The 26908-nt window shown below is 40.9% G+C and carries 34 protein-coding genes and 1 pseudogene; 11 read left to right on the forward strand and 24 right to left on the reverse strand.

The genetic code is table 11. From position 1 onward, the window contains the following. Positions 1–430: 430 nt before the first annotated feature. Complete coding sequence (locus tag PRIP_RS05455) at positions 431–859, reverse strand: hypothetical protein (RefSeq protein WP_036099997.1); 429 nt, start codon at positions 857–859, stop codon at positions 431–433. Between the two features lie 282 nt (positions 860–1141). Between PRIP_RS05455 and PRIP_RS05460 the strand changes: the two genes are divergently transcribed. Together PRIP_RS05460 and PRIP_RS17120 are read left to right on the forward strand one after the other, a co-directional pair. Continuing rightward, positions 1142–1549, forward strand: a complete 408-nt coding sequence (locus PRIP_RS05460; RefSeq protein WP_036099999.1) for a VOC family protein — start codon at positions 1142–1144, stop codon at positions 1547–1549. A 208-nt stretch (positions 1550–1757) separates the two neighbouring features. Further along, complete coding sequence (locus PRIP_RS17120) at positions 1758–1895, forward strand: hypothetical protein (RefSeq protein WP_159101517.1); 138 nt, start codon at positions 1758–1760, stop codon at positions 1893–1895. A 92-nt stretch (positions 1896–1987) separates the two neighbouring features. Here the strand turns inward: PRIP_RS17120 and PRIP_RS17125 are convergent, their stop codons facing one another. From PRIP_RS17125 to PRIP_RS05520, 12 genes are all read right to left on the reverse strand, one after another. Beyond that, positions 1988–2158 carry a hypothetical protein gene (locus PRIP_RS17125; protein ID WP_159101518.1) on the reverse strand — a complete coding sequence of 57 codons (171 nt, stop codon included), beginning with the start codon at positions 2156–2158 and terminating at the stop codon, positions 1988–1990. Between the two features lie 136 nt (positions 2159–2294). Further along, the gene (locus PRIP_RS05470) at positions 2295–2624 is read right to left on the reverse strand and encodes an Imm59 family immunity protein (RefSeq protein WP_036100001.1); all 330 of its coding nucleotides are present in this window, start codon (positions 2622–2624) and stop codon (positions 2295–2297) included. Further along, on the reverse strand, positions 2625–3383 hold the full coding sequence (locus PRIP_RS16660) for a glycohydrolase toxin TNT-related protein (RefSeq protein ID WP_077912912.1): 759 nt from the start codon (positions 3381–3383) through the stop codon (positions 2625–2627). A gap of 19 nt (positions 3384–3402) precedes the next feature. Continuing rightward, entirely contained in the window at positions 3403–3771 is a 369-nt protein-coding gene (locus tag PRIP_RS05480; RefSeq protein ID WP_036100002.1) for a hypothetical protein, read from the reverse strand. A 141-nt stretch (positions 3772–3912) separates the two neighbouring features. Then, positions 3913–4236 (reverse strand): Imm59 family immunity protein, encoded by a 324-nt coding sequence (locus PRIP_RS05485; RefSeq protein WP_036100003.1) that lies wholly within the window; start codon positions 4234–4236, stop codon positions 3913–3915. Between the two features lie 2 nt (positions 4237–4238). Then, a complete protein-coding gene (locus tag PRIP_RS17390; protein WP_206538185.1) occupies positions 4239–5468 on the reverse strand; it encodes a TNT domain-containing protein in 1230 nt (409 codons plus the stop codon). Positions 5469–5592: 124 nt separating this feature from the next. Then, a complete protein-coding gene (locus PRIP_RS17130) occupies positions 5593–5748 on the reverse strand; it encodes a hypothetical protein (protein WP_159101519.1) in 156 nt (51 codons plus the stop codon). Next, the gene (locus tag PRIP_RS05495) at positions 5748–6038 is read right to left on the reverse strand and encodes a hypothetical protein (RefSeq protein ID WP_036100004.1); all 291 of its coding nucleotides are present in this window, start codon (positions 6036–6038) and stop codon (positions 5748–5750) included. Before PRIP_RS05495 ends, PRIP_RS17130 begins: the two co-directional genes overlap by 1 nt. Positions 6039–6643: 605 nt before the next feature. After that, positions 6644–7018: a DUF423 domain-containing protein gene (locus tag PRIP_RS05505; RefSeq protein ID WP_036100006.1), complete on the reverse strand. Its 375-nt coding sequence runs from the start codon at positions 7016–7018 to the stop codon at positions 6644–6646. A gap of 18 nt (positions 7019–7036) precedes the next feature. Then, a complete protein-coding gene (locus tag PRIP_RS05510) occupies positions 7037–7318 on the reverse strand; it encodes a DUF5327 family protein (RefSeq protein WP_036100008.1) in 282 nt (93 codons plus the stop codon). Continuing rightward, a complete protein-coding gene (locus PRIP_RS05515) occupies positions 7315–7914 on the reverse strand; it encodes a maltose acetyltransferase domain-containing protein (RefSeq protein WP_277620079.1) in 600 nt (199 codons plus the stop codon). Before PRIP_RS05515 ends, PRIP_RS05510 begins: the two co-directional genes overlap by 4 nt. A 92-nt stretch (positions 7915–8006) precedes the next feature. Further along, positions 8007–8381, reverse strand: coding sequence for a DoxX family protein (locus tag PRIP_RS05520; protein ID WP_036086854.1), 375 nt, complete (start codon positions 8379–8381; stop codon positions 8007–8009). Between the two features lie 192 nt (positions 8382–8573). On the opposite strand from PRIP_RS05520, the gene PRIP_RS05525 reads away from it, so the two are divergent. The 5 genes from PRIP_RS05525 (at position 8574) to PRIP_RS05545 (ending at position 13106) form a co-directional block, all read left to right on the forward strand. Continuing rightward, a complete protein-coding gene (locus PRIP_RS05525; RefSeq protein WP_036100012.1) occupies positions 8574–9440 on the forward strand; it encodes a Cof-type HAD-IIB family hydrolase in 867 nt (288 codons plus the stop codon). Positions 9441–9464: 24 nt separating this feature from the next. Further along, positions 9465–10280 (forward strand): pyridoxine/pyridoxal/pyridoxamine kinase, encoded by an 816-nt coding sequence (gene pdxK, locus PRIP_RS05530; RefSeq protein ID WP_036086858.1) that lies wholly within the window; start codon positions 9465–9467, stop codon positions 10278–10280. 122 nt (positions 10281–10402) lie between these two features. Next, positions 10403–10966, forward strand: a complete 564-nt coding sequence (locus PRIP_RS05535; RefSeq protein WP_036100014.1) for a DUF420 domain-containing protein — start codon at positions 10403–10405, stop codon at positions 10964–10966. Positions 10967–11064: 98 nt separating this feature from the next. Next, positions 11065–12003 carry an LCP family protein gene (locus PRIP_RS05540; protein WP_036100016.1) on the forward strand — a complete coding sequence of 313 codons (939 nt, stop codon included), beginning with the start codon at positions 11065–11067 and terminating at the stop codon, positions 12001–12003. A 98-nt stretch (positions 12004–12101) separates the two neighbouring features. Continuing rightward, the gene (locus PRIP_RS05545; protein ID WP_036100018.1) at positions 12102–13106 is read left to right on the forward strand and encodes an LLM class flavin-dependent oxidoreductase; all 1005 of its coding nucleotides are present in this window, start codon (positions 12102–12104) and stop codon (positions 13104–13106) included. 23 nt (positions 13107–13129) lie between these two features. On the opposite strand, the gene PRIP_RS05550 is transcribed toward PRIP_RS05545, so the two are convergent. Both PRIP_RS05550 and PRIP_RS05555 read right to left on the reverse strand, forming a co-directional pair. Continuing rightward, positions 13130–13837, reverse strand: coding sequence for a metallophosphoesterase (locus tag PRIP_RS05550; protein ID WP_036100020.1), 708 nt, complete (start codon positions 13835–13837; stop codon positions 13130–13132). Positions 13838–13921: 84 nt separating this feature from the next. Next, on the reverse strand, positions 13922–14113 hold the full coding sequence (locus PRIP_RS05555; protein ID WP_036100022.1) for an Lmo0654 family protein: 192 nt from the start codon (positions 14111–14113) through the stop codon (positions 13922–13924). Between the two features lie 165 nt (positions 14114–14278). Here PRIP_RS05555 and PRIP_RS05560 point away from each other — a divergent pair, with 165 nt between their 5' ends. Then, entirely contained in the window at positions 14279–15307 is a 1029-nt protein-coding gene (locus PRIP_RS05560) for a DUF975 family protein (protein WP_036100023.1), read from the forward strand. Further along, on the forward strand, positions 15288–15827 hold the full coding sequence (locus PRIP_RS05565; protein ID WP_077912913.1) for a GNAT family N-acetyltransferase: 540 nt from the start codon (positions 15288–15290) through the stop codon (positions 15825–15827). Before PRIP_RS05560 ends, PRIP_RS05565 begins: the two co-directional genes overlap by 20 nt. A gap of 20 nt (positions 15828–15847) precedes the next feature. Here the strand turns inward: PRIP_RS05565 and PRIP_RS05570 are convergent, their stop codons facing one another. The 3 genes from PRIP_RS05570 to PRIP_RS05580 all read right to left on the reverse strand — a co-directional run bounded on the left by PRIP_RS05570 (position 15848) and on the right by PRIP_RS05580 (position 18200). Beyond that, positions 15848–16504: a GntR family transcriptional regulator gene (locus PRIP_RS05570; protein WP_036100024.1), complete on the reverse strand. Its 657-nt coding sequence runs from the start codon at positions 16502–16504 to the stop codon at positions 15848–15850. A 75-nt stretch (positions 16505–16579) separates the two neighbouring features. Then, positions 16580–17221: a GntR family transcriptional regulator gene (locus tag PRIP_RS16170; RefSeq protein ID WP_052008738.1), complete on the reverse strand. Its 642-nt coding sequence runs from the start codon at positions 17219–17221 to the stop codon at positions 16580–16582. Between the two features lie 25 nt (positions 17222–17246). Next, positions 17247–18200, reverse strand: coding sequence for a magnesium transporter CorA family protein (locus PRIP_RS05580; protein ID WP_036100026.1), 954 nt, complete (start codon positions 18198–18200; stop codon positions 17247–17249). 104 nt (positions 18201–18304) lie between these two features. On the opposite strand from PRIP_RS05580, the gene PRIP_RS16670 reads away from it, so the two are divergent. After that, positions 18305–18607, forward strand: a complete 303-nt coding sequence (locus PRIP_RS16670) for a hypothetical protein (RefSeq protein ID WP_241434091.1) — start codon at positions 18305–18307, stop codon at positions 18605–18607. A gap of 95 nt (positions 18608–18702) precedes the next feature. Here PRIP_RS16670 and PRIP_RS05585 read toward each other — a convergent pair whose 3' ends face one another. Together PRIP_RS05585 and PRIP_RS18205 are read right to left on the reverse strand one after the other, a co-directional pair. Further along, complete coding sequence (locus PRIP_RS05585; RefSeq protein WP_036100028.1) at positions 18703–19530, reverse strand: VOC family protein; 828 nt, start codon at positions 19528–19530, stop codon at positions 18703–18705. Positions 19531–19619: 89 nt separating this feature from the next. Then, positions 19620–19766 (reverse strand): annotated as a pseudogene (locus PRIP_RS18205) (helix-turn-helix domain-containing protein); the annotation flags it as partial. 323 nt (positions 19767–20089) lie between these two features. Here PRIP_RS18205 and helD point away from each other — a divergent pair. Next, positions 20090–22399 (forward strand): RNA polymerase recycling motor HelD, encoded by a 2310-nt coding sequence (helD, locus tag PRIP_RS05595; protein WP_036100495.1) that lies wholly within the window; start codon positions 20090–20092, stop codon positions 22397–22399. Between the two features lie 454 nt (positions 22400–22853). Here helD and PRIP_RS05600 read toward each other — a convergent pair whose 3' ends face one another. Genes PRIP_RS05600 through PRIP_RS05610 form a run of 4 tightly spaced genes read right to left on the reverse strand, consistent with a single transcriptional unit; the run spans position 22854 to position 26837 of the window. Beyond that, positions 22854–23966 carry a Zn-dependent alcohol dehydrogenase gene (locus PRIP_RS05600; RefSeq protein ID WP_052008739.1) on the reverse strand — a complete coding sequence of 371 codons (1113 nt, stop codon included), beginning with the start codon at positions 23964–23966 and terminating at the stop codon, positions 22854–22856. Positions 23967–24023: 57 nt separating this feature from the next. Beyond that, on the reverse strand, positions 24024–24290 hold the full coding sequence (locus tag PRIP_RS17555) for an aldehyde dehydrogenase family protein (protein WP_338151585.1): 267 nt from the start codon (positions 24288–24290) through the stop codon (positions 24024–24026). Continuing rightward, positions 24280–25527, reverse strand: a complete 1248-nt coding sequence (locus PRIP_RS05605) for an aldehyde dehydrogenase family protein (RefSeq protein WP_241434092.1) — start codon at positions 25525–25527, stop codon at positions 24280–24282. Before PRIP_RS05605 ends, PRIP_RS17555 begins: the two co-directional genes overlap by 11 nt. Then, the gene (locus PRIP_RS05610; protein ID WP_036100030.1) at positions 25524–26837 is read right to left on the reverse strand and encodes a lyase family protein; all 1314 of its coding nucleotides are present in this window, start codon (positions 26835–26837) and stop codon (positions 25524–25526) included. The genes PRIP_RS05605 and PRIP_RS05610 overlap by 4 nt, the downstream gene beginning before the upstream one ends. Positions 26838–26908 lie beyond the last annotated feature (71 nt).

Consider the following 26908-nt stretch of genomic DNA (forward strand, 5'->3'; position numbering starts at 1 on the left):
TTGAAGCAAGTTTAATTATTGAATATTGTCTCTATTCGGACTTCAACTAAAGTAAAATAGATAGTAGTATTCATAAATTCCTTACTTACACTATGTATTATAGCAAAGCCACTCACTGATTCATACCGAACCTTCTGTGAATAATTATTCGATTGATAGTGTTTTTACGGGTTTTTTACGCGTACAGGAAATTTTAGTTATTTTTAATATAGCTAAATATCGTTTGTTGCTTTCGTGGCTCTATCTAAACTCCGATCCCATTTTCGCTGGTTTCGTTGCATTATCTACCTCTTCATCTCGTGAACATCATTTAGATGCTATCCCTAAAATAATCATAAAAACAAGAGGAAAAGCACCGGCAATAAAATGACCCGTGCTAAAAATAGAGATATATTGCGAACATTATTAATTAGTGCCTCATTTTAACTATTTATTTCCCCAATGCCTCCTTAGACACATACCCCGAAAGAAGCCCTTGCAAAGAATGCATCTCTATCTTCCGAAGCTTAAGTACTGTTTCAAATAACTCTTCTTTCGTGCAATCTAGTGATTCTTTCGCACAATGAATAAGTAAAAACTCAATAATTGCTGTATAGAAACTCGTATGATTAGAAACGACATCTGTAAGACTTGTCTCCATATCAAACCGATCCTCTCCAATTTCCATTGAATGAGGAACCTCATCTAAATTTGCCAAAGCACGTTTGCAAAGTAGAATAGACTCTTTGCGATGTGCCTCTAGGTAGCCCGGAATATATTTTCTTTTCTGATATTCCTCTGACTCTACATAATACATACTAATCCAATAATTCACTGCTTCCTCTATATGGATATTTAAAAAGCTCCAAACATTTGACATACCAATCTCCCCCTTTCATAGCCCTAGATTTCTCGATGGCCTAATAACTGAGCCAAATAGGGAGTTAGTCTCCATTATAACTACTGCTAACAAAAAATAACATAACAAGTTCTCTACTCCTCTTATTTCTGTATTTTACAAAAAAAAATGTTTTTTTACAAATATTAAGATGCATGCGAAAAAAAAATAGCTAAGCAAGGATTAGCAAATAAACCTGACTAATAGATTTATCCAAGCTTATCTGCTATGCTAATAAAGCAAAAATGAAAGGAGCCAATGAATATGGCCAGGACAATATCGTATTTAACTTTTAGTGGGAACGCAAATGAAGCCCTTGATTTTTACCAAGCAGCCTTCGACATAGAGGTAACCATGAGGAATTTATATAAGATGTTACCGAACTTTTCCGGTGACGAGGCGCAAGGTGAACTTGTAGCACATGCCCGTTTAGCAAAAGATAGTGTGGAGTTATTTTATGTTAGCGATGCTCCAAACGGCGAAGTAGTAAGCGGTGACCAAGTGTCTGTTACATATTTTGTTGACAACAAAGAAGCCCTTGAAAAAGCCTTCACATCACTTTCGAAAAATGGCGTGGTAAAGATGGAAATTCAAGAAACTGGCTGGGGTGTAAGTTACGCGGAAGTAACAGATCAGTTTGGCGTGAATTGGAAATTGAATTTTCAGGTTTAGGCATGATTTCAGTGGGATTTTGATGCAAGGCATGGATGAATTATATTTTAAGCATACTAAGATTGGTAGCGGCTTGTACATCAGAGATTCTGAAAATCCTTCCATGTTCCAACCTTTTTCTGCGTATGTATAGAAATCACAACACAAAAATAGCACCCTTTGTTAAAATTAAAGTACCAACCAAAACCCAACAAAGGGAGTGCTATTTATGTATATCAATTATAACATGGACCAATTAATTTTTCCAATGGATTTAGAAACAATGATTCCAGAAGATCATGTATTACGTATCTATCTTCCTGGCTACCTTCTTAAAAACGAATTTGACTACAAAAGACTATATTAGCATATTATTAGGGGCGGATTAGGGTTATAACCCAGGGCATGGATGATTATATTTAAAAACATCGATCGGTTGCTGATCGGTGGTTTTTAGCTTTAGGTATTCAACGTTTTCCATGTGAAGTCTCGTACTTTATCCAGAGGTTCATTTAATTTCATTCTTTCGTCGAAATCATCTACCCAAATATAAAATTCTCCGAGGCCACCGTGCGGCGGATAAAGTGAATTGTTCATTCTTCTAAGTGCTTCTAACACTTCATCTGTCACTTCTCCACTGTTTACCTCGTCTATGAATTCTAATATGTTCTTTAATTGACGAATTTGCGGTCTATTTGAACTACTTCCATACCTCGTCATTTCTTTTAAAATAACAAGGTATTGTTTTTTGAGCAAATCGAACTTATTATTCATCCCATAGTGGCGATTGGTACTCTGGATTCTTATTTTGTCTAACTCTCAGCTTGTTATACTCAACTGTTAATTTTAATTTCTTCAAAAAATCATCTACTGCATCCTCATAATCGGAATAACTTTTTACCTTTCCCATCAAACTGGCTCTATCTGCCAGTGAATACACCTTATATTCATTTGTTTCACTATCATATTCAATTCTTGTTTGCCATTCATCTCTATTTTCAGTAGGCCTATTAAAAATAGAAACACGCAAACTACTGTAACCTAACTCATCTATTATGTGCTCTAATTCCAGTTTATTCTCACTAATTGTATTCATTTACTTTACCTCCTTTAATAGTCCCATTTTTTCATACCACTCAACCGAAGTTTCAAATTTTATTTGCGTACCTCCGCCAGAACCAAATACTTTGGATACTTCTCCTTGCTGAGCTTTTGCCATGTCCGAAAATGTAAATTCATACTTATCCATTAGTATTGTTAGTTCGTCTTTATCTAATTGAGCCATTTTATTAAAGCCTTCCTTTAGATTCTCGACGTTGATATCTTTCATAATTTTATATTGATGATATTTCATGCTAGTTTCTGGATAAGGCAAACCTCTTGTATCGTAATCCAATATTTTACCATTCTCAACTGGACTGATAAATCTACCACTGGCATCGCCATATCTATCAATCACCTGGCCAACTTTTAAATTCGCATCAAATGTAATGGCTTTTCCAGCCTTATCTACAACAAAACCATCCGCTTCTGGCCATTTTATACCGCCTGACTCATCTAGATATTTAGGTGAGCGAACAAGGACTCCCCATTTTGATTCGTATGCTATTTCTCCGTTTTCTAAAACGATTTGCTTTGGAGAGAACGGCTTTGCAACTGCTCCGAATTCATTGCTCAAGGCATTTACTTCAGCATTTGTATTTATTTCATTTACTTTTTTTATTTTACCTAAATCATTAATACCTTTTGTAATTCCAAATAAACTAGCAAACACAATGGTACTACTTGCCAGGCCGTAAGCATCCCCTTTTTTATAGGGCTCCAAATAGCTTTCTACAATGCCATTCCAAAACATGCCTGCCGTTCCTGATGGATCACTTTTTAAGTTTTTTCATCAACATAGCGATGCTTTCTAGGTGCTTCTCCGGGTGTTTCAAGCTTTCTATCGCTCTTTTTCCGAATCCGAAAATAGAATCTCTTGTAGATGCGCCGATTTGGCGTACTTTATTTCGATCATATTGGCGATAATCTTTCTCGATTTCAGAAGCGTGTGCGTGATCCATTTCCATCAACCGCCGCATATCTTGGCTGATTCGGTGCATCGCTTCGCCTTCGTTTTGCTGTAATTGTGTCAATTTCTGCCGTAAGTAATCATCTAAGTCTTCCATCAATCCTTGATTATGACGCATAATCCATAGCTCGTCCGGATCATCTGGCAAGGCTCCAATACTCGGCTGCGACACGCAAAACACATCATACTTTGAAACACCGATTGGTTGCTGATCGGTGTTTGACTCTAGCCGTAATGCTACTTAAAAAATTAGTAGCTCCAGCAATAGTATTTTGAATTTCTTTATATCCCAATCAATATAAAACAATCACTACTATTTCTGCCAAAGCGGTGATGGATAGTCCGCCTGATACCCTTCTTCTACATCGCTTCTGTTTCTTTTTACAGATAAGAATAGGGTTCTAAAGAATTTTTCTTTAGCCTCTTCGAAACTATTAAATTCAAACGATTTTCCAACCACATAACTTCTCTCATCTCTAGAATTGACTATAAATTTCCCATCCTCCCAGAATAAATGAACAGCGAATGGGGTCCTATCCTTTTCACTAAATAGCACATAACGCAGTGATTCATAATGATTATTTTTAATTTCCGAAATGATAATTGCTTTAAATTCATCAATATTTATGTTTTCCATACTCATTTAACCTCCTTTATTAGCCCTAATTGTTCATAGTACTTAACACTTGTAGTAAATCTAATTTGTGCTCCCCCACCTGCTCCAAAAACTTGAGCAACTTTACCTCGTTGCGGATTCGCTAAATCTTCAAAACTTAGTCCCCATTCTTCCATTATGTCATCAATCTTGCTTTGGACTTCTTTGGAAGATTTGCTATAGGCAGTCTTTATATTAGTCTCTGTGATATCTTTAAGTACCTCATACTGGTGATATTTCATACTACTCTCTGGGTAAGGAAGCCCTCTAGTATCATAGGCTAGTATTTTCCCACCCTCTACCGGGCTTGTAAACCTTCCACCAGCATCTCCGTAGCGGTCAACAACTTGCCCAACTTTCAAATCAGCATTAATTGTAATCGCTCTCCCATTTTTATCTACAGCAAATCCATTTGCTATGGGCCACTTTATTTCCCCAGCTCCATCAAGATAATTAGGTGAACGAACCAGCTCCCCCCATTTAGATTCGTATGCTACTTCTCCATTTTCTAAAACGATTTGCTTTGGAGAAAAAGGCTTTGCAACTGCTCCAAATTCATCGCTCAAGGTATTTACTTTAGCGTTTGTATTTATTTCATTTACTTTTTTTATTTTCCCTAAGTCATTCATACCTTTTGTAATTCCAAATAAACTAGTAAACAAAATGGTACTGCTTGCCAGACCGTAAGCATCCCCTTTTTTATAGGGTTCTAAATAGCCCTCTACAATGCTGCTCCAAAACATACCTGCCGTTCCCGATGGGTCACTTTTTAAATTTTTCATCAGTATAGCGATGCTTTCTAGGTGCTTCTCTGGATGTTTCAAGCTTTCTATTGCTCTTTTTCCGAATCCGAAAATAGAATCTCTTGTAGATGCGCCGATTTGTCGGACTTTATTTCGATCATAGTGGCGATAATCCTTCTCGATTTGAGAAGCGTGTTCGTGATCCATTTCCATTAACCGCCGCATGTCTTGGCTGATTCGGTGCATGGCTTCGCCTTCTTCTTGCTGTAATTGCGTCAACTTTCGGCTTAAATAATCATCCAGATCTTCCATTAAACCTTGGTTATGACGCATGATCCATAGCTCGTCTGGATCATCTGGCAAGGCTCCAATACTCGGCTGTGGCACGCGAAACACATCACTTTTCGCATGATCTAAAATATCGCGCTGGGTTTCTGCCAGACTTTGAAGTCCTCGGGCATCGATTAACATGTCCCTATTCCGATAGGTTGGACTGTCAATCGATTTGAGATCCGATACATAGCTTTCCAGGTACGTATAAAGCTTCGTCACGGTTCCTTGTTGCCGAGAAATATCGTCTCGGTGGGCGCCGAATTCAATGGAAAGGGCATCCGCTAGTTTCCCCTTTTTGTTTCCCCACTGCATCTTGGACATTCACCAGAACATTATCCAGCGTCTCTAAACTTGCCTTCATTTTGTGCAAAGATGTCAGCACTTCCTCCAATTCTCCCATATTGATTTTAAAGTCCATCAGCCTTTGCCTCCTAACTTGGCATCCGTTTCGATGAACGCACGCACTGCGGTTTGGCTATCCACAAAAGCTTGTTTTAACTTCGTAAATTGGTCCGCTTCTATTTCTGTCACTAATCCTTCTTTTACTTCGATGTAGCGTGTCATAAAATCAGGGGAAACTTGCTTATTCAATGTATCCATGGTGTGTTGAATCCTTGTGGCTTCAGCTTTGAAATCTAACGCGGCTTGCTCTCCCATTTTTAATTGCTTCAAAATCCAAGCAGTGTCTATATCAATTTGCGTTGACATATCATATCTCCCTCTGTAAAGCATTCGCTGTCTGCTCACAGTAGGAAATCATGTCGTTGGCTTCCGCTTCTATTTGATTCAGCCTATGTATCATTTTTTCCTTTATCTCGTGGTTTTCATCTTGTATCCCGTTTTTCCTGTTCTTAATACCATCCACTATACTCTCTAAACCATGCTTTCTAGCAGATATCGCATGTCGAACTTGTTCGTAATGTGGCATAGGTCACTTCCTCTCATGTTAGTATCTTCCACCTCTGATTATAGCAAACTAGGGTAAAATAAAAAAGTTCTCGCAGACTTCAACTCTTTATTCCAATTAATAATACTACACAGAAAATAGTTTTTCAGTGTTATAGCACAAAAAAAATCGCTAATCCGGCAATGTCAGCAGGTTTAGCGACTAAAAGGGAGTTTAAGGTAAGAAAGACTCTCAATTACTAAAAAGGGAGAAAAAGTAATTAAGATGTCGTTGCTTACATGTATAGTACCCCGTTCATTTAAATTACAATCCTCTTTTTCAATATTTCTTTGTTAAAGTTTGATAACAAAAATTACCACGTGTCGGCTAAAAGCCTGAAAACCGTTCTCCCATAGGCTTTTTTATATTACAAAATACTTTTTTCTTTGACTACTGCAACGATGAAACATATCCATCCTGCGATAAATGCCACACCGCCAAGTGGTGTAATTGCGCCGAGCACAGAAATTTTTGTAAGACTTAACACATACAAACTTCCGGAAAACAACACGATTCCTGTGGCGAATAAGTAACCTGCTGTGCGTAACAAACCACGGTTCACTTTGCCAAGGAGCAGTCCGACAATCAGTATCGCCGTTGCATGGAACATCTGGTATTGCACGCCTGTCTCATAAGTCGTATGATAGCTGCCCAACGTTTCTTTCAAGGCATGTGCTCCAAAAGCTCCAATTCCAACTGCCAAACCTGCAAAAATTGCGCCTAAAATCAACATTTTCTTCATTATAAATTCTGTTCCCCCTTAAAAATCTAACAAGGAATCACCGTTCGCGCCGTCATCTGTTTCGATTTTCTGACTTTCAAGTGATGTCGGTTTTGATATTGGCAACTCGCCAGTCATTGCTTTATATTCTAAATCACTGCTAAATGTCTTTGGTATTTCTTGTTTCGCACCACGCATTACTTCTACCAAAACTGCTAAGCCATGCAAATGTAGCTGTTTTTCTTGTTCGGATTTCGCTATTTTTGCTTGTTGTAATTCCTGCTCCATTTTGGCAAATAGTGCTTCGTCGGATACTGTCATCCTTCGCTTCCTCCTTGTTCGCCTAGTTCGCGAATGACGCGTGCTGGATTTCCTGCAACAACGGTGTTTGCTGGAACGTCTTTGGTCACGACGGAGCCTGATCCTACAACGACATTGTCGCCAATCGTTATTCCGGGATTAATGACGCTGCGTCCGCCAATCCAGACATTATTACCGATCGTAACGCTTTTCGCATATTCAAGACCACTATTGCGTTCTACCGCATCCAATGGATGATACGCCGTATAAATATGCACGCCTGGTGCAAACATGCAGTTGTTCCCAATCTTAATCGGCGCGCAATCTAGCAAGACACAATCGAAATTCGCATAGAAATCGTCGCCAACTTCGATATTATAGCCGTAATCGCAACGCACATTTGGCTCCATATACACATTTTTACCGACACGACCAAACAAATCACGAATATGTACTTCTCGCTCCTCTTTATTACTAATCACAGCATTAATCGCCGCACATGCATGTCTCGCACGGTCACGATCTGCCACTAATTCTGGGTCCCCTGCACGGTATAACTCACCGCTAATCATCTTTTCGCGTTCTGTCATCATTACCTGCCACCATCCTTTTCTCATCTTCTCCTTCCATTATACTGGTTTTAACTAAAAAAACCTACCTAAAAAAGCCCTATTCAAAATTCTCGGTTTGAACAGGACTCATCTTTTTATTACTTGTCAGACGGCATAAATTGAAATACTTTCTTCAGCGGACTTGTAATCAATGTCACGACTGCCAACACGACCAATACAAATTCAGGCTCAAAACCGCCCAAAAAGCCGTCGGAAAGTTTCACGGTCACGATTGCCACGCCTAAAATCCCGATAAATAATGCCGAAACATATGGTACTAATACGCCAAACGCAAGCGCCAATCCGCCGACCAATTCAATACTTGCCACGATATATCCCATAAACCCAGGAATTCCTAAACTTTCGAAAAACTGTACTGTTCCGCCAATCCCATTTGTGAATTTTTGTAGTCCGTGTAGGAACATCAATCCACCTAGTAAAATCCTAACAATTAAAATCCCGTATTTATTCATTTTGCAAAACTCCTTTGTCTGTAAGAATAGGTCCATTATCCTCGAAAACTATATCCCACTGATTAACTTGGTATTAAATTTTTATTAAATCTGTCTTGTTAAGCGTATACAGTTAGAATTTTACTTACTGCAATTTTCATAAAAAAGTGATATTCTAATGGGGTAGGCAAGAAAATGGGAGGATTATAATCTATGATAAAAGTAATTGCTTCAGATATGGACGGCACACTGCTCAACTCGAAAATCCAAGTGGATGAAGAAGGCGTGAAAGCAATCGAACAGGCTCGCGCAAAAGGAATTCATTTTGTTCTCTGCACTGGACGGATGTATGACGACGCAACACAATTAATCAATCACGCGAATCTTTACGCTCCGGCAATTTGTATGAATGGCGCTGAAATTCGTGATGAACACGGTAAAATCCTGAAACAAATCCCAATTGACACACCGTCAGCACGATACACGTATAAAGTTTTAGAAGATTTGGGTATGTATTGCGAATTTTTCACAGACATTGGTCCGATTTCGCCGAATAAAGACAAGGGAATCGCGCTGATGAAAGATATTCAACGCAAGGCCCATCCTAATTTCACAGCGGAAGAAGTGGAACAATATGTGATTGAACGCTTTGAAAGCAAAGATGTGCATGTGATTGATGACCCAGAACGCATTTTTAATAATGATGACATAACGATTTTGAAATTCATCGCTTTCTCGTCAGACCAAGCGATACTCAAAAAAGCGAAAGATACGTTGGAATCAGAAGGAAATCTGGCAATTAGTTCCTCGTTCTCTGATAACATCGAAATCACGCATATCGACGCCCAAAAAGGACTTTCTTTACAATATTATGTAGAACGCATGGGCATAACAATGGACGAAACGTTTGCAATCGGTGATAATTTTAATGACGTCTCCATGCTAAAAATGGCTGGGTACAGCGTCGCAATGGGAAATGCCGAAGCTCCTATCAAAAAACTAGCGAAATACCAAACCGACTCCAACGACGAACATGGCGTAGCAACGGCAATCCGCAAAATGCTTGAAACAAATAACTAAGTTTTATAATTGGAGGTAATAGACATGACAATCAAAAAAACATTAACTATCGCCGGTTCTGACTCGAGCGGTGGTGCAGGGATTCAAGCAGATTTAAAAACATTCGAAGAGTACGGCACATTCGGCTTCTCGGCACTGACAACAATCGTAACGATGGACCCAGACAACAACTGGAGCCACGGCGTTACGCCACTTGATGCGGACCTACTTCGTGCTCAATTGAAAACCGTTCTTTCTGGCGGTCCCGTTGATGCAATGAAAACAGGTATGCTCGGTTCTGTCGAAATCATTGAAGCAACACGCGATGCCATCGACAAATACGATTTAAAAAATGTCGTGATTGATCCCGTTATGGTTTGTAAAGGCGAAGACGAACTTATCCAACCAGAAAATGCGGATGCCATTCGTGAACTATTATTACCTCGCGCTTTAATCACAACACCCAATCTTTTTGAAGCTGGACAACTTTCTGGTCTCGGCAAATTGTCCACATTAGACGATATGAAAGAAGCCGCTAAAAAAATCATTGACCTCGGTGTGAAATATGTTGTTATCAAAGGCGGAAAAGCACTAAAAAGCGATAAAGCCATCGATCTAATGTATGACGGCACGACTTTCACTGTTCTGGAAACACCAAAAATCGATACCAACTACAATCACGGTGCTGGTTGTACATTCGCCGCAGCAATCACAGCCGGTCTTGCAAAAGGCTTAACTGTCGAAGAAGCCGTGCATAAAGCAAAGGATTTCGTCACAGCAGCAATCAAAGGCGGTTTTGCACTCAATCAATTCATCGGCCCGGTATGGCACGGCGCTTACAACAATGCTGAAAACAGATAATTCATGCCTTACTATTTGAACCTTGTTTGGATTTTTCCAGCAAGGTTTTTTCTTTTCTCACCATTTCACAATCAATACATGATATAATAGTGAGGAAACTTATTTTAGGGGGATTTAAACTAATGACACAAAAAAAAGATGCGATGAGTAAACCGACATCTGAAAAAAATTATTTCTGGCCAATTATGATTTTGTCGTTTGTAGCGGTAGTTGTGATTTTACTACTGTTCTTCTCGCCAATCGGCTATCAAGGAAAAGTGGATTATGATTTGACAATTTTCCCGCGCTTAAATGCGATTTTTAACAGCTTCACATTTGTCTTTTTATTAATTGCTTTGTGGGCTATTATTGTGAAAAAGAATATAAAGATGCACCGTGGATTTATTTTAGCAGCGTTCACATCGACATTGTTTTTCTTAGTTAGCTATTTGACGTTCCATTACATGTCTGCTGAAACATCTACATTTGGTGGCGAAGGTATTGTTCGTCCGATTTATTTCTTTATTTTAATTACGCATAGTTTTCTTGCTGCGATTGTTGTTCCACTGGCGTTATTTGCGCTCGTGTGGGGCTGGACAAATCAGATTGGCAAACATAAAAAGATTGTTCGCTGGACAATGCCGATTTGGTTGTATGTAAGTTTGACTGGTGTACTTGTTTATTTATTCATGGCGCCTTATTATTGATTTTGTAACATTCGCGTAACAAGGGTTCGCTATACTATTGGGAGACTAGGGAAAATCGTTTTGCTGTGGGCTTCAATTTAACAAATGAGGTGGAAAATATGGCTACTCGCCAAGAACGTAATACTCCAACAAGGAAGAAGAAATTGAGAAAAGGTAGAACTATTTTTGCTATTATTTTAGTTCTAATTGTAGCTATTGCAGGTATCGGTTTCTATCAATATAAATCGAGCTTAAGCGCGGCCCAGAGTGATAACCAAATGAAAGATTTCAAGTTTAATGGAGAACAACCTGAAGATGTGAATGATCTCAATGTTCTTTTAATCGGTAGTGATTCACGTGGTAAAGACCAAGGTCGTTCGGATTCCTTGCTTATTGCTCACTATGATACGAAATCGAAGAAGCCGAAATTGGTCTCGATTATGCGAGATACATATGTCGATATTCCAGGACATGGCTTAAATAAAATCAACGCGGCCTATTCTTTTGGTGGCCCTGAACTTGTTCGTCAAACAATTAAAAAGAATTTCGGCGTCAACCTAGAGTACTACGTCGTCGCGAATTTCGAAGGCTTTCCAAAAATTGTAGATACGCTAGCTCCAGATGGTATTGAAATCAATGCAGAAAAAGATATGTCCAAAAACATCGAGGCAAACATCAAAGCAGGTAAGCAAAAAATGGACGGTGCGACATTGCTGCAATATGCGCGTTTCCGTCACGATGCTGAGAGTGATTTCGGACGTGTCCGTAGACAACAACAAGTGCTAACCGCTTTGAAAGATCAAGTGCAAAGCATCGGTACGATTACGAAATTACCAAGTCTAATTGGAACGATGCAGGGTTATACAAACACGAATGTAACAACTGGTATGATGCTTTCGATTGGGAAAGATTTTGTTTTAGGGAAAACAGATGATATTAAAGATTTCCGTCTCCCTGTGGATGGTACGTATAAAGGCGAACGAACTTCTCATGGTGATGTGCTAGATATTGATGTCGCAGCGAATGCGAAGGCGTTGCAGGACTTTTTGAAAGATTAAAGATGTAGGAACTATCTGTCATTGACGGATAGTTTCTTTTTTTGGACGCATTGGCTTTTGGTTGATATACTATTAGTCAAAGAAGGGCAGTGATGATAATGTCAAAAAACAAATTTGGGCAAGTCCCCCTATCGATTCTTGATTTAGCGACGATTCGCGAGGGTTTTAATGAGGCAGATGCTTTTGTAAATAGTAAAAATTTGATTCAGTTCGCCGAGCAACATAAATTCTATCGCTATTGGGTGGCGGAGCATCACGGGATTTCTGGTGTGGCGAGTTCTGCAACGGCAGTTTTGATTGGATATTTGGCTGGGCATACGAAGTCGATTCGGGTTGGGTCAGGCGGAATCATGTTGCCAAATCATTCGCCACTTATTATTGCGGAACAGTTTGGGACGCTTGCTACGATGTATCCGGATCGCATTGATCTTGGGCTTGGACGCGCACCAGGAACGGATTTCAAAACGGCACGGGCCTTGCGACGGGATGTACACGGAGCTGTAGAGGAATTTCCAAACTCGGTTTTAGAGCTACAGGACTATTTCTCAGATTACGGGCATGACGGGATTATCGCGATTCCTGGTCGCGGTTTAGGCGTGCCACTTTATTTACTAGGTTCCAGTACTTACAGCGCCAAATTAGCCGCAAAACTGGGCTTACCGTTTGCTTTTGCGAGCCATTTTGCACCAGATGAACTTGGCAATGCTTTAGAATTATATCGCAGCCGTTTTGAACCATCCGATATTTTAGCAGAACCCTATGCGATGGTAACCGTCAATGCAATCATCGCGGACACGGATGAAGAAGCGAATTATTTAGCGACATCCGGTTACTTATCTTTCCTTCAATTGACACGCGGCGCACCAACACCTCTTCCAAAGCCAATCAACAACATTGACCAAGTGTGGACAGACTATGAAAAACGTGCCTTAAAACATCAACTAAAGTACGCTTTTATCGGCACCCAGCAAAAAGTAACCACCGATTTGCAAAATTTCATGGACATCTACGAACCAGACGAACTCATCGTCGCATCCAATATTTATGATCCAGCTCTAAAACAAAAAAGTTACCAGCTACTTGCTGAGTCTTGGTTTACGTAAAAAAAGCTTAGATGCGCAGGCATCTAAGCTTTTTCTGTGTATATTTGTTCTATCCCGTTCATACCAATAACAACACCATGAAGCGCTCCGCCAAACACCGCCCCGCCGTCAATATCAATAATCGAGCGGTCAGCGTTGTACCATATCGCTGGTGACCCGTCAGAGTTTAACGATTCTGTCGGAGTATGACCGACAATAAACATTTTCCCAGTCCTGTTTATCCCCTGCTGAAACGGTTCACGAATCCAGACCATATCATGTTGAGAGGTCTCCTTCCAATCAGCTAGCATCAAATCCACCCCCGCATGTACAAAAACAAAGGAACCCCATTCATAGTAGTATGGTCGTTCGCGAATAAATGCGAGTTCCGCGGCAGCCTCCTCTTCTACACAACGCGCTAGCTCTCCTGGGGTCATTTTGGCATTATGCTTACGTTCTAGCAGACTCTCAATTGTCTCCATCCCGCCTTGGCTAATGTAGTACATCATCTTCTGGGTCGGTTCTGCTAGCCAGTCTAGCAACATATTCTCATGATTTCCCCGCAAGAAAATGGCGTCATACTCGCGAGTAAGTCGCATCGCCTTACGGATTACCGCGCCTGGATCTGGACCGCGGTCTATCAAGTCACCTACAGATAATAAGCGTTCTTGCTCTGGCTGCCAATGTGTTAACAGTGATTCAAATAAAGTCATTTCTCCGTGTATATCTCCAACTGCAAATATTTTGTCCACCTTACTTCACCTCGATATGTAATACCCCCAAAAAGCACCTGTCCATATGTTTCAGATGCTTCCAAAGGCTGGTCTATGATTAGATTATTTCAATTTGTTTAGCTTCTTCTCAACCGAACGGATTTCTTTTTCTAAGGCATTCATACGTAGTTCCGTAGCAGAAATGGTGCCATTAACTAAGTTCGCGTCATTAAATTGATCTGTTTCACCTAAAAGTTCTTGGTGTTCACGACGTAATTCAATAAGTAATTCTTCTAATTCTTGTCTCTCAGCCATTATTTTCACCTCCAGCATTTTCGAGTATTCCACCTTTAGCCTATTCCCCATTACTTGAAAAGTCAATCATTTTGATAAAATTACTCATTATTGCTATCAATAGTGCGCATATTATGGTATTTTTAACGTATGTATGTTTTTATTATCGAAGGGAGTTAATATTTTATGATGAGTATTTCAGAAATTAGAAAAGCGACCAAACAGTCCTTAAAAGGGAACTGGGGGCTGGCAATTGGTGGTATGGTGCTTGCTTATATCATCTTGACGGCTGTGGCGATGATTACGTTTATACCTATCCTTGGGGCGATTGCATATTATGTGTTTGCAGGACCATTTATGATTGGTGTTACATGGTTCTTCCTAGCACTGACACGCCAAGAAAAGCCTGAGATTGGCTATTTATTTAGCGGATTTCAAACGTTTGGTCGGAATTTACTTGCCGCTGTTTTAGTTTTTGTTTTCACTTTTTTATGGAGCTTATTGTTGTTTGTTCCTGGTATTATAAAATCATTTTCTTATTCACAAACATTTATGATTTTACGTGATGACCCGAATATTTCGCCACTTGATGCGATTACGGAAAGTCGCCACCGTATGAACGGACATAAGGGGCGTTTGTTTGGCCTTATTTTATCTTACATTTGGGTATTTTTCATTCCTGCGATTGTGATGCTTATTTTTGCAATTATTGCCATGGCATCAACGGCTATATTCCAAGATGGACTCAATAGCAACACGTATGATAGCATTTATAACTCTAATGATTTCGCGTCTATTTTCTTAATCGTATTCCTCTTAGTTTACATTTTAATGAGTGCGATTATGCTTGGTTTGGCAATTTGGATTTATCCTCAAGTGCTCGTGGCCTCTGCTGTATTTTACGATGATTTATATGCAAGTACTGGTACTTTCAGCGAGGACATGAATGCTACTTCTTATCAACCAGAAGACGACACAACATTTGGCGCAGTCCCACCTGTTGAAACACCTGAAGTGCCTGTAGAACCCGAAGATGCACCGCATTTCGAAAATAAAACGTGGGGGTCTGAATCGGTGGTAGCACCTGAATCACCAACTACCACAGAAGCACCTGTAAAAGAAGAACCTATTGATGACACCATAAGTGAAGCCGTTCGCCCGTCTCAACCTGAAGAAACAACAACCGAGCCCAAAAATGACGATGAGCAAAAATAAAATGATGCTTGCTGGTACCACATTTACAATGCGAGAGGCTTCCGTTTCTGACGGGGGCTCTTTGCAGCAGTTAATGATAGATACGGCGACTTGGTTAAAAGAAAGCGGCTCTTTGCAATGGAGCGATATTTTGGAAGGCAAGGATGTTCATCAACTTCGCGACCGCATTCGAGACGGCGAGGTATTTGTGCTTCGTGATGCAGATGAACAACTCGTTGCCACTTTCATTTTACGAAAAACGGCAAGTGATTGGGACGCAAGACTTTGGCGTAATCAAAACCAAGTTCCAGCGCGCTATTTGCATCGTTTAATGATTGCTCGTTCATACGCAGGCCAGAACTTAAGCCAGGCATTGCTAGATTGGGCTAATGAAGAATCAAAGCGTACTGGCTATCACTTTTTACGACTAGATTGCATCGCTAGCAATCAGAAGCTTAATACACTTTATCAAACAGCTGGTTTCACAAAATGCGAAACTATTGATGGCTTTTGTATCTATGAAAAAAGAACCTTGGAATAGTCTCCTTGGTTCTTTTTCTACTAACGAAATGCGCTCAAAGCAAATTCTCCAAACATATCTTGAATGCGTTCATTCGCTAAATCGTATTCTTTTTGCTCGAAGGCCTCGGCAATTTTAGTGAATTTCTTGATTGTTTCGTCGCGCCTATCTTCAGAGCCTTGTTTTACCACGGTTTCCATTGAGAAATTATTGATTGTAAAGAAAACACGTTTGACATTTTCATAATAAAATGGATTTGGGTCATGCTTTAAGATGCGGAAAAAAAATTGATGCTGGTTAAAAATGTAATCCTCCATATTTTGCAAATAAGAGGAACGATCCATCGATGAAATATAGTTACGAAGCGCGTTTATATCTACATCGACCTGATTCTTCTTCATTTTTTGAATGGTTGCATCTATGAATACTTCAATCACTTCTAAAAGTTGCGCGTACTTTGCGGCATCAATCATTGAATCACGAACAACTACACCACTGTACGTACGATAGTCGAGGATTCCTTCTGAAACTAGTGCTGTAATTGCTTTACGAATTGGAGATCTACTTACATTTAATTCTTTGGATAAACGTTCTTCCGTTAAATGCTCATTTGGTTTCAATTCACCTGTTTTTATTTTCTCAATAATACTGAAATATACCATTCTGTCTAGCGTCTTATATTCTCGTTTACTTTTCACTGGTTTCGACACTCCTATCTTAATTACGAACATTGTAGCATAAAAAAAGGAATTTACAAAGTCAAAACATAACTGTTATCGGAACGTTTTGATAATAAAATAGTTCACGGATTCCCGCACGAGCGTAGCGGCTTTATCAAATTCTCTATCCTCTAGCGCATTTATTATCTTTAATTGTTGCTCAATTAAATAGGCACCATTTTGATATGGTATTAACGCAATTTCTTGTGGGGCTTTCGTTAAAAAATCAATGCCAATCCGGCGAACCATGCTTTGTGCATATGTGTTGCCCATGTACTTCATGAAATTAAAAATCGACTCCCAACTCGCCTCTAAAAAGCCATTCACATCTTTTCTTTCCAGACAACGCTCCATCGTATGTAGGTAGGCATCCGTCCCTTGCTTTTCAAAAAAGATTCCTTTGTTCTCAATCTTTTCCATCGTTTTCGTTGTCAATATTTCCAACATTTCGAGCATCTCGATAAATCGGCTAACCGTTACCTTGCTCTCAGAAACAAACGCACCACGATTACTCTCAATCGTTAAAAAACCTTCTGTTTCAAGCATGACAAGAGCACGACGCACTGGTGTCCTGCTAATACCTAACTCTTTAGCAATCATATTTTCAGGCACGCGATCTCCCACACGCAAATACCCGTTTAAAATTTTGGCTTTCATTGCCTCATACGCTTTTTTCTCATAATTTTGTTTATCCATGGCACTCGTTCCCCTCGAAGTCTTTTTAAAAGTATTTCTTTCGCCAAAAAACAATCGTTGTTACAATCGTGATAATCAGCGTTCCAATCATAATCAGTCCAAATGCGTGCTCTTGATTCGAGAATGGTAGCTTCACATTCATCCCATAAATGCTCGCGACAATGGTTGGTAAGGACAAAATAATCGTAAATGACGTCAAAAATTTCATGACGCGGTTCAAATTATTAGCAATCACCGACGAAAATGTATCCGACATACCACCAACAATTTGTGTGTATGTGTCGGTCATCGCAATCGCTTGCTTGTTCTCAATAATCACATCTTGCAATAACTCTATATTTTCCGTCTGTCTTGTATAGTGTTCCGCAGTCGCCATCTTATCCAAAATGGCTTTATTTGATTGCAGTGCTGTCGCAAAAAACACCAAACTGCGCTGAATTGCCATAAAAGCATACAATTCCTCATTTTTCATTGAAACTCGAATATTTTTCTCCAACAAATGCATATGGTCAATCAAATGGTTCAAGTACTTCAGAAAATAATAAGACACCGCGTACAAAATTTGCAACACAAACGCGATATGATTTTCGGTGTCGTACTGCTCCATTCGCCGATCCATAATATCTTCTAGCACTGGTAATTGTTTGAGCGCTATCGTTAAAACAGCTTCTTTGGTCGTAATAATCCCAATTGGAATCGTCCGAAACTCCAAAAAACCCATCTCATCTTTCGCTTCCAAAGGACAATCGATAATCACCAAGGAATGCTTAAAATTTTCTTCCACATGCTTTAGCTCAATTCGCGACCTTTCTTCTCTATCTAAAGGGTCTAAAATATGATCTTTCGGCACATCAAATGTCTTGGCTAGAAAATCGATTTCTTCTGGACTTGGAGCAATAATATTCACCCAACAGCCCTTTTCAAAGCTATTAATATGACTCATTTCCCCGTTTTCCTTCGTTTTATAGTATTCAATCATGCTTTTTCCTCCCAAACAACGTGTGCTAAGTTTACAGAACATTTCATTTGTGTTACAATAATACTTAATAATAATAAATTCGTAATAATAGTGAGGTGGACACGGTGACAGATATGAACTTAATGACGATAGGTTTTTGCTTTGCAATTTTCTTTTTTGCCCTGTCTTTTATTATTAGTAAAATGGGGAGATTGCCTATTTACTGGATATCCCTCTGTGCGAATACTGGCTTTTTCCTTGCCTTTTTACTTGTCGGACGGGCGTTTCCAGACGACTCTCAAATAGCACTTTTTTTATTTGAATCTAGGTATCTTGGTCTTTGTACTTATTCAAGCTGCAGTTGGTTTGGCGCACTGGCTCCTAAAGAAAACAGCCACTCGGTAAAACGCTCCCTAATGCCATTATAGCAAAATTCGATCTATAAAGAAATAGAACGCAAAATAAGCTGAGTAACGCGAACTCTTTTGGAGAATTGGCGTTACTCAGCTTTTATTTGTATCATTTAGTTGGTTATTTGCAAGGCGATACCGTTCGGATCAGTGAGCAGCACAGCTCCGTTTCGCTGTTCAAAAGGAATGGCGTTCTCTTGCAAGTGTTGGGTAACCCTGTTTAAATCAGTGGTGATGAGTGTGTAATAAGCCAAACCGGTTTCATTTGACTCAAGCGGCGGTAAATTATGGCCAGCCCAGACATTCGCACCGATATGATGATGATAATCACCACTCGCGAAAAAGAGCGCAGATGGGATTTCCGTTTTAATGGTAAAACCTAAGAGATGATGATAGAATTCACGCGTTTCTTCCAAATCGGTAATTTGTAAGTGAATATGTCCGATAGTTGTTCCCGCAGGCGCACTACTCCAGTCCAATTCAGCGCCAGCCATGAGCAGGTTGTCACCGTCAACCGGATTTGTTGCCATTGGCAAATCACCGTTTTCATCGCGTTCCCATTCATCCATTGGTCGATCCGCGTAAACTTCAATGCCATTTCCTTCTGGGTCGCGGAAGTACAATGCCTCACTAAAAATATGATCACCCGCCCCATCTAACGGATACTCACTTTCCAATAAATGTTGCAAAAAACTTCCTAATACAGCTCGTGATGGTAATAAAAAGGCAGTGTGGTAAAGCCCTGTCTTCGCTTGCTTCGGAAAGACTCCATCTCTCACTTCTAGCAGTTCCAACAAGGCATTATCCCCAACACCCAATATTGTTTTGGCATTTTCTTGGGCCAGTATTTTCAAACCAATAATTTCGTGGTAAAAAGCAGCTAACCTCTTGTGGTTCTTTGTCTTCAAAACGACCTTCCCGACCGTCATATCGTTTATCATTCCAAACACTCCTTCGTTGTAACTATATATATTACAACACACCCGTAAATAAAAGTCTATCAAAACAGCTTACATTTAGTAAGTGATTTTTATTTCCCTCGATAATCCTTCAACTTTCTGTATAAAATCGAGCGGTGAATGCCAAGCTGTTCAGCGGATTTGGTAATGTTCCCGTTGTTTCTTTCAATCGTTTTGCAAATGCAGTGTATCTCTACTTCGGCTAGATAAGTTTTTAAATCCTGAAAATGGTCGATATGCGCATCATAAAACAAATCGAGCGAGCGAGAAGATTCATTGATTTCCACTTTTTCCAAATGTATCATCCCTTTCGTTTGCTCATTCATGAACATATTATAACACACTTATGGATGAAGAAAAAATCATCGTTTTCCCGATTTATTTCAGCTATAACAAAAAAGACTCTCTCTAATAAAGAAAGACTCCCTCTATATCTATTATAACATAATAAAAAAAATATAATATCAGTCTCCCATTTCATAAAAATTTCGCCTATAATAGGGAATACTCTCTAAGTAAAGGAGAATATTTCTTGAATGGAGTGGATCGTTTGAGCAAAAATCAAAAAGTTGAAGAAGCCCGCATGTATCACGTACTTGAGGTCATTGAACAAAAAACGGCGCAACTAAAACAGAAACAAGGAAACCTAGCCACTGATGTCATCGATTTACGTAAAAATTTTTGGGATGAAATTAAGGTCAATTTGGAAACGTTTGACGATCGTTTGGAAACAGCGCTGAGTATTAAACAGCAAGCGGAATTTCTGGCGGAGCGGGAACTCACACACCATCATCGGGATAAAGCCTTACAAATACTGCGTAAACTGAAGGACTCGCCTTATTTTGCACGGATTGATTTTACGCCAGATGATACGAAAAAGACGTCGCCAATTTATATTGGTATTGCGGGATTATCGAATGAAACGGATGATGATTATTTGATTTACGACTGGCGTGCTCCAATTTCAAGTATGTATTATGATTTTTCACCTGGCCCTGCTGAATATGCCTCTACGGAAAATATCGTGTCTGGGAAGATGGAGTTAAAACGACAATTTATCATTCGTCACGGCGAACTGCAAGCCATGTTTGATACGAATGTCGCGATTGGTGATGAATTGTTGAAAGAAGTACTTGGAAACAACGCTAGCGATAAAATGAAAAACATCGTTGCCACCATTCAAAAAGAGCAAAATCAAATTATTCGTAACGTCAAAAACAAATATTTAATCGTTCAAGGTGTAGCGGGTAGTGGGAAAACCTCTGTTGCCCTGCAACGGGCTGCTTATTTGTTGTACCATTATAAAGAAGACCTAAATAATGACAACATGTTACTCTTTTCGCCAAATCCATTATTTAGTAGTTATATTGCTTCTGTCCTGCCCGATTTAGGTGAAACAAGTATTCAACAGTTTACTTTTCAAGCATATGTGGAAAAACGTCTCGGCAAGCATTTAAATATTGAATCTCCTTTTTCGCAGATGGAATCTTTGTTAACGACAGAAGATGCGGCACGCGAGGCTGGCATTCGATTTAAGGCGAGTCTTGCTTTTAAAGAATATATCGATCAGTATGCAAAACAGCTTTCGACAGATGGGCTTATATTTAAGAATATTGCTTTGCGCGGTAACGTTATCATTAGTAAAGAAGCGATTGGCGCCTATTTTTATTCGCTGGATTACACAATTTCGATTCCAAACCGTATGAGTATGACGAAAGATTGGTTACTGGAGGAGCTCGCTTTTTTAGAGAAGGAAGAGCGAGATAAAGATTGGGTGAAGGATGAGGCCGAACTGCTCGACATCGAGGATTATACCGAAGCGTACCATGATTTGCAGGATAATTCGGAGGACGACACATTCGATGATTTTGATAAAGAACTGAAAATCCTCACCGCCAAAATTGCTAGAAAGTACTTTCGCAAAATACGAGTAGCCGTAAGCAAACTCAAATTCTTGCATGTTACTGCTCTGTATAGGAATTTATTTGAGGCGCAAGCAGATCACACGTCCTTGCCGGAAAACTGGGATGCGATTTGTGTATATTCGTTGAAACCGTTGCGGCAGAAGGAATTATTGTATGAAGATACATCACCATATATGTATTTAGAGGATACATTAACGCGACTAAAAACAAATACTCAAATAAAACATGTATTTATCGATGAGGCGCAGGATTATTCTCCGTTTCAGTTTTTCGTGTTACAACAATTGTTTCCGTCAGCGCGGATGACGATTTTAGGTGATATTCATCAGGCGATTTATATGCATACGTTAAATAGTGCGACGCTTTTTTCTGGGGAGGAAGTACAGACGGATAACACCGAAAAGATTGAGCTGCAAAAAAGTTATCGTTCGACGAGGCAAATAGTTGATTTTACACGGCATCTTTTAGCAGCAGATTTGGCGATTGAACCATTTGAGCGAGACGGGGAGAAGCCAAGTTTTGTTTTATGTAAGGATAGGCAAGAACGCGATGGGAAGTTGCGTCATATGCTGTCTCGTCTTATTGGTAAGGAGTATGGGACGATTGCGGTGATTTGTAAAACGGCGGCAGAAAGTGCGGCGATGTATGAGCAGTTGTCTCCTGCTTTTGATGTGCAGTTGGCGACGGAGCATTCGTATTCGTATGATAGTGGTATTATTTTGTTGCCTGCTTATTTAGCGAAAGGAATTGAGTTTGACGCGGTTATTATTCCTGATGTTTCTGCAAAAAATTATGAGAAAACTTTTGAGCAAAATTTATTCTACACGGCTTGCACACGGGCGATGCATGAGTTGGTTTTGTTTTCTGTGGGCGATAAGACGCCGTTTATGGACCGTGTTCCGGCGGATTTTTATACTTTTGCATGAGATTTTAGGGCTGAGATAGCGCTAAGCCCCACACAAGATAAGCAGGAAATCACGAATCCCCTTTTTCGGGTAGGATGTAATTTCTGCTATACACAAATCGAGCGAAAGCGTTTGTATTCAGGGAGTTTTCGAAAGGAATAACCGTTCACGTTGTTCGTGCTTATATTGGGACTGTAACTCAGTGCTTCGAACAGTCGGAGAGGATTAACCACTCTCTTTGTTCGTGCTTATATTGGGACTGTAACTCAGTGCTTCGAACAGTCCCAACAAAGCGGAGCATACTTGGGTATGTGATGACTGAAAGCAGGGAGAGAGTCGTATCCCCGACCATGCGAGAAGTTATGCGTAACTTTAGTGTAGCAGAACCGCTTGGAACTCGCCGCCCGAATCTTGATGGAATGCCTACTCGCAAACTCGTAGGCATTGTCGCCGATTTATTTAGCTTATGCTCAATTTAGTCAAATTCAATGACTGTTCGGCCGACGTTAACAGCGTTGCAATCGTGAAAATCGGCGAATGCTTCGTTGATTTGGTCTAGTTTGATTTTGCGTAGTACGAGATGGTCTAAGTTGAGTTTGCCATCTAAGTAGAGTTGGGCAAGAATCGGGAAATCTTGGAATGGTTGGGAATCGCCGTAGAAGCTGCCGCGTAATACTTTAGCAACTCGGTGGAAACCGCCTGCTGGCAAGGCTACTTGTTTGCTTGGGTGAAAGGCTCCGACTACGACGGTAGTCCCGCCTTTTCGGGTTGCTTTCCAAGCGGTTTCGGTAGCAATTGTGTTTCCAGAACAATCAATGGCAAAATTGACGCCAAGGCCGCTACTTAAAGCCTGGATTTGTTCGATGATGTCTGGATCTAAGGAGTTGACTGCGTGTGTGGCACCGAATTGTTTGGCTAGTTCGAGATTATCAGGCTTGATGTCGCACGCAATGATTTTTTCGGCTCCAGCGATTCGGGCACCTTGGATAGCATTGACGCCGACGCCTCCGATACCGAAGATGGCCACAGTTGAGCCTGGGGTTACACCAGCAGCGCGAACAGCAGCGTTATATCCTGTGGAGACCCCACAACCAATTAAAGAAGCTTCGGCGAATGGCATTTCTTTTGGAATTTTGACGCATGATTTTTCTGGGACAACGGTGTATTCGGCGAATGTGGACAACAAGGAGTAATGATAGGCCTGCTCTCCGTCGATGGAAAGGCGTGATGTGCCATCTAACAAAGTGCCCTCAAACATTGGTCCAAATGCTGATTCACAAAGGTGTGGCGTACCAGCTGCGCAATAGTCGCATGTGCCACAATAAGGAACCCAGTTCAATGCTACATGATCACCTGGTGTGACACCAGTTACAGCGCTTCCAACTTTTTCAACGATACCTGCTCCTTCATGTCCTAAAATGCTTGGCGTTGGTGTTGTTGCGTCTTCGAAGGCATTTAAGTCGCTATGGCATACACCGGTTGCTTTGATTTTAACTAATACTTCGGTCGATTTTGGTTCTGCTAAATCTACCGTTCTTATTTCTAGTGGCTCGCCTAATTTACTCATAACTGCTGCTTGCATTTTCATTAAAATATCCCCTTAAAAAGCGCCTCACCGTGAGGCTAAAGCGCTTCATTCTATTTTTTAATAAGCAAACCAGATTGCTTTTTGTTTCGTATAAGATGCTAGGGAGTGGACGGCGAATTCTTTGCCCCAACCGCTTTGTTTCCAACCTCCGAACGGACTTGCAAAGTCGTAGCAACCGTATTTATTGACGAAAACCATACCTGCTTCTAGTTGGTTAGCTACGCGGTGTATTCTGCTCGCGTCGTTTGTCCAAAAACCTGCTGCTAAACCATAGGTCGTGTCGTTCGCAATAGCAACTGCTTCTTCCTCAGTTTCAAACGGAATGACACATAATACTGGGCCAAAAAATTTCTTCGCGTACTGCTTTCATCGAGTTATCCATATCGGACAGGATAGTTGGACGGACGTAGAAGCCGCGTGCGTTGTCGCCTGAAATGTCACGATATCCGCCTGCTGCAACAGTTCCGCCTTCTTCTTTGGCACTTTCGATATAGCCTAGAATTTTTTCCATATGCGCTTCAGAAACGGAGGCGCCTTGATGGATTTCAGGATCGAATGGATTGCCGAGTTTGTAGCTGTCCGCGTATTCGGCTAGTTTTGCGACGACTTGATCGTAAATTGGTTTTTGCACGATAAGGCGAGTTGGTGCGGAACATTTCTCGCCTTTGTGAGTGAACAAGCCGTAAAATGAGGTTTCGATGGCTTTGTCTAAGTCTGGTGCATCCGCAAAAATAATGTTTGGTGATTTTCCGCCTAGTTCTAGTGATACGGCTTTCAGGTTAGAATCTGCGGAGGCACGAACTAAATCGCGACCAATTTCGGTGCTTCCTGTGAATGCCACTTTATCCACATCGTTGTGGCGAGCAAGTGCAGAACCTACGAGACCATCGCCGAGTAATAAATTAATCACGCCTGCTGGTAAAATGCCTGCTTCGTCGATTATTTCAAATAAGCGAATCGCTGAAAAGGATGTTTTTTCGGACGGTTTCAAAATAACGGTGTTTCCCATTGCGAGTGCTGGCGCTAGTTTCCAAGCTGCCATGTCGATTGGGAAATTGAATGGGACGATTTGTCCGCAAACACCGATTGGATCGCGCGTTGTGATGCTTAGGAAATCGCCTTCTACTGGGTTGTTTTCACCGTAATATTTGTTGGTCCAGCCAGCGTAGTATTCGAATAAATCAGCGGCTTCTTGAACGTCATCTTGATAGGATTCGGTGTATAATTTGCCGTTATCTAATGTTTCTAATGTCGCTAATTCTGCTTGGTGCTCTAAGATTAATGCCGAAATTTGACGCATCATCGCGGCACGTTCTTTTCGTGTGACTTTCTTCCAGTCGTTGTTTAATGCGAATCGCGCGCTTGCCACTGCTTCGTCGACTTCTTTTGCGCTTCCTGCGTAAATTGCGCCGATTTCTGCGCCGTCGATTGGGCTAATGGATGCGATGGTGTTTTCAGTAGCCACCCATTTCCCGCCGATATATAGTTTTTTCGGGGTGTTTAGCCAATTTATTGCCCAGTCTAATTTCGGTTGTTCGATTCCTTCAAATTCTGCTATCATCTATTCGTCACTCCTTTTAAAATTTCAATCAGTTCGGTTTTCGTTTTGGTTGTTAGTAATGTTTGTACTTCTGTGTAGCTATAATGCGCTTTCAAATCAACGACTAGCGGGATAAGCGCGTTTGCATATTCGGTGCATTTGGCTTGGTTCGCCATAATATCTTTCAGACAACGTTCGCCGAGCAAATCCGTAATAGCACTTAGTTCTGCGATGGCTTCCATCAAAGTCATGCCTGCCATATGTTCAAAAACGTTTAAATCCGTGTCGCTATGTCGGTAACAAAGATGAATCGTCTCTATCTTGCCAATAATGCTAAAAGCGCCTTGCATCACGGTTTCTGGCACCACCGGGTTTACTTTTCCAGGAAAAAAGGTCGAGCCTGCCATGAACGCGGGTAAAATAAGTTCCCCAACGCCCGCCTCGGGTCCAGAAGACAAGAAGCGCAAGTCTTGGCAAAATTTAATCAATGTTTCCGCGTACAATTTCACCACATCGGCCAAATCAGCCAACAAATCCACATTTTGCGCCGTATCAAAGCCATTCGCCGTCATCACAAGCGGCAGCCCCGTCACATCACGCAAACACGTCGTAATCCCGTCGCGATACGCGTCACTAGCACCAACACCCGAACCAAGCACAGTCTTCCCAAGGTTCACCGTCAACAACCGCGGCATTTCCATCCTGATTTTGTCACGCCGCCGTTTAAGCACTGCGGTATACCCACTGAACCGTTCCCCCTGCCGAATCCGCATCGCATCCTGCATACACGTCCTACTTATCGTCTCGATTTCCGCAAAACGCGCCGTCACGTCCGCCGTCACATCCACAAGCCCAAGAAGCCTCACGTCCAGCGCCGCAAACTCCCGATATAGCGCAATATGAAGCGCAGTATGACACGCGTCCGCCGTCGATTGCGAAGCGTTCACATCATCCGTCGCACTCACTGCCATGCCAGCAACATGTGCTATCACCTCGTTCACGTTCACATTCGTTGCAATGCCACCACCCCCATGGTACGCATCGACAACAAAATCCGAATAATCCCGCGCATCAAGCAAAGCATCACAAGCTCGCACTATCGCCTGCCCTTTCGCCTCACTCAGTTCCGCCGTCCGCATATTCATCATGGCAGCCGCCTTCTTCACTTCCAGCATCGCCCGAATAAAGGACTCCTTCTGCGCCAACGGTTCCCCCGAAAAAGACAAATTCTCCATCGCGCGCACCGTCAACACTCCATACCGCTTGCCGTTTGGAATTTCCACTTCACCAAAATAATCGCGTTCTACTCGTGATGCCTTCCCTTCACTCATAGTCTCAGACCTTTCTCACATTTCTGCTTTTGATTGCGTTCAAATCAAGAATCTCCGAAAATGAAATCGCT

The sequence above is a fragment of the Paenilisteria riparia FSL S10-1204 genome (assembly GCF_000525995.1).
Classification (GTDB): Bacteria; Bacillota; Bacilli; order Lactobacillales; family Listeriaceae; genus Listeria_A; species Listeria_A riparia.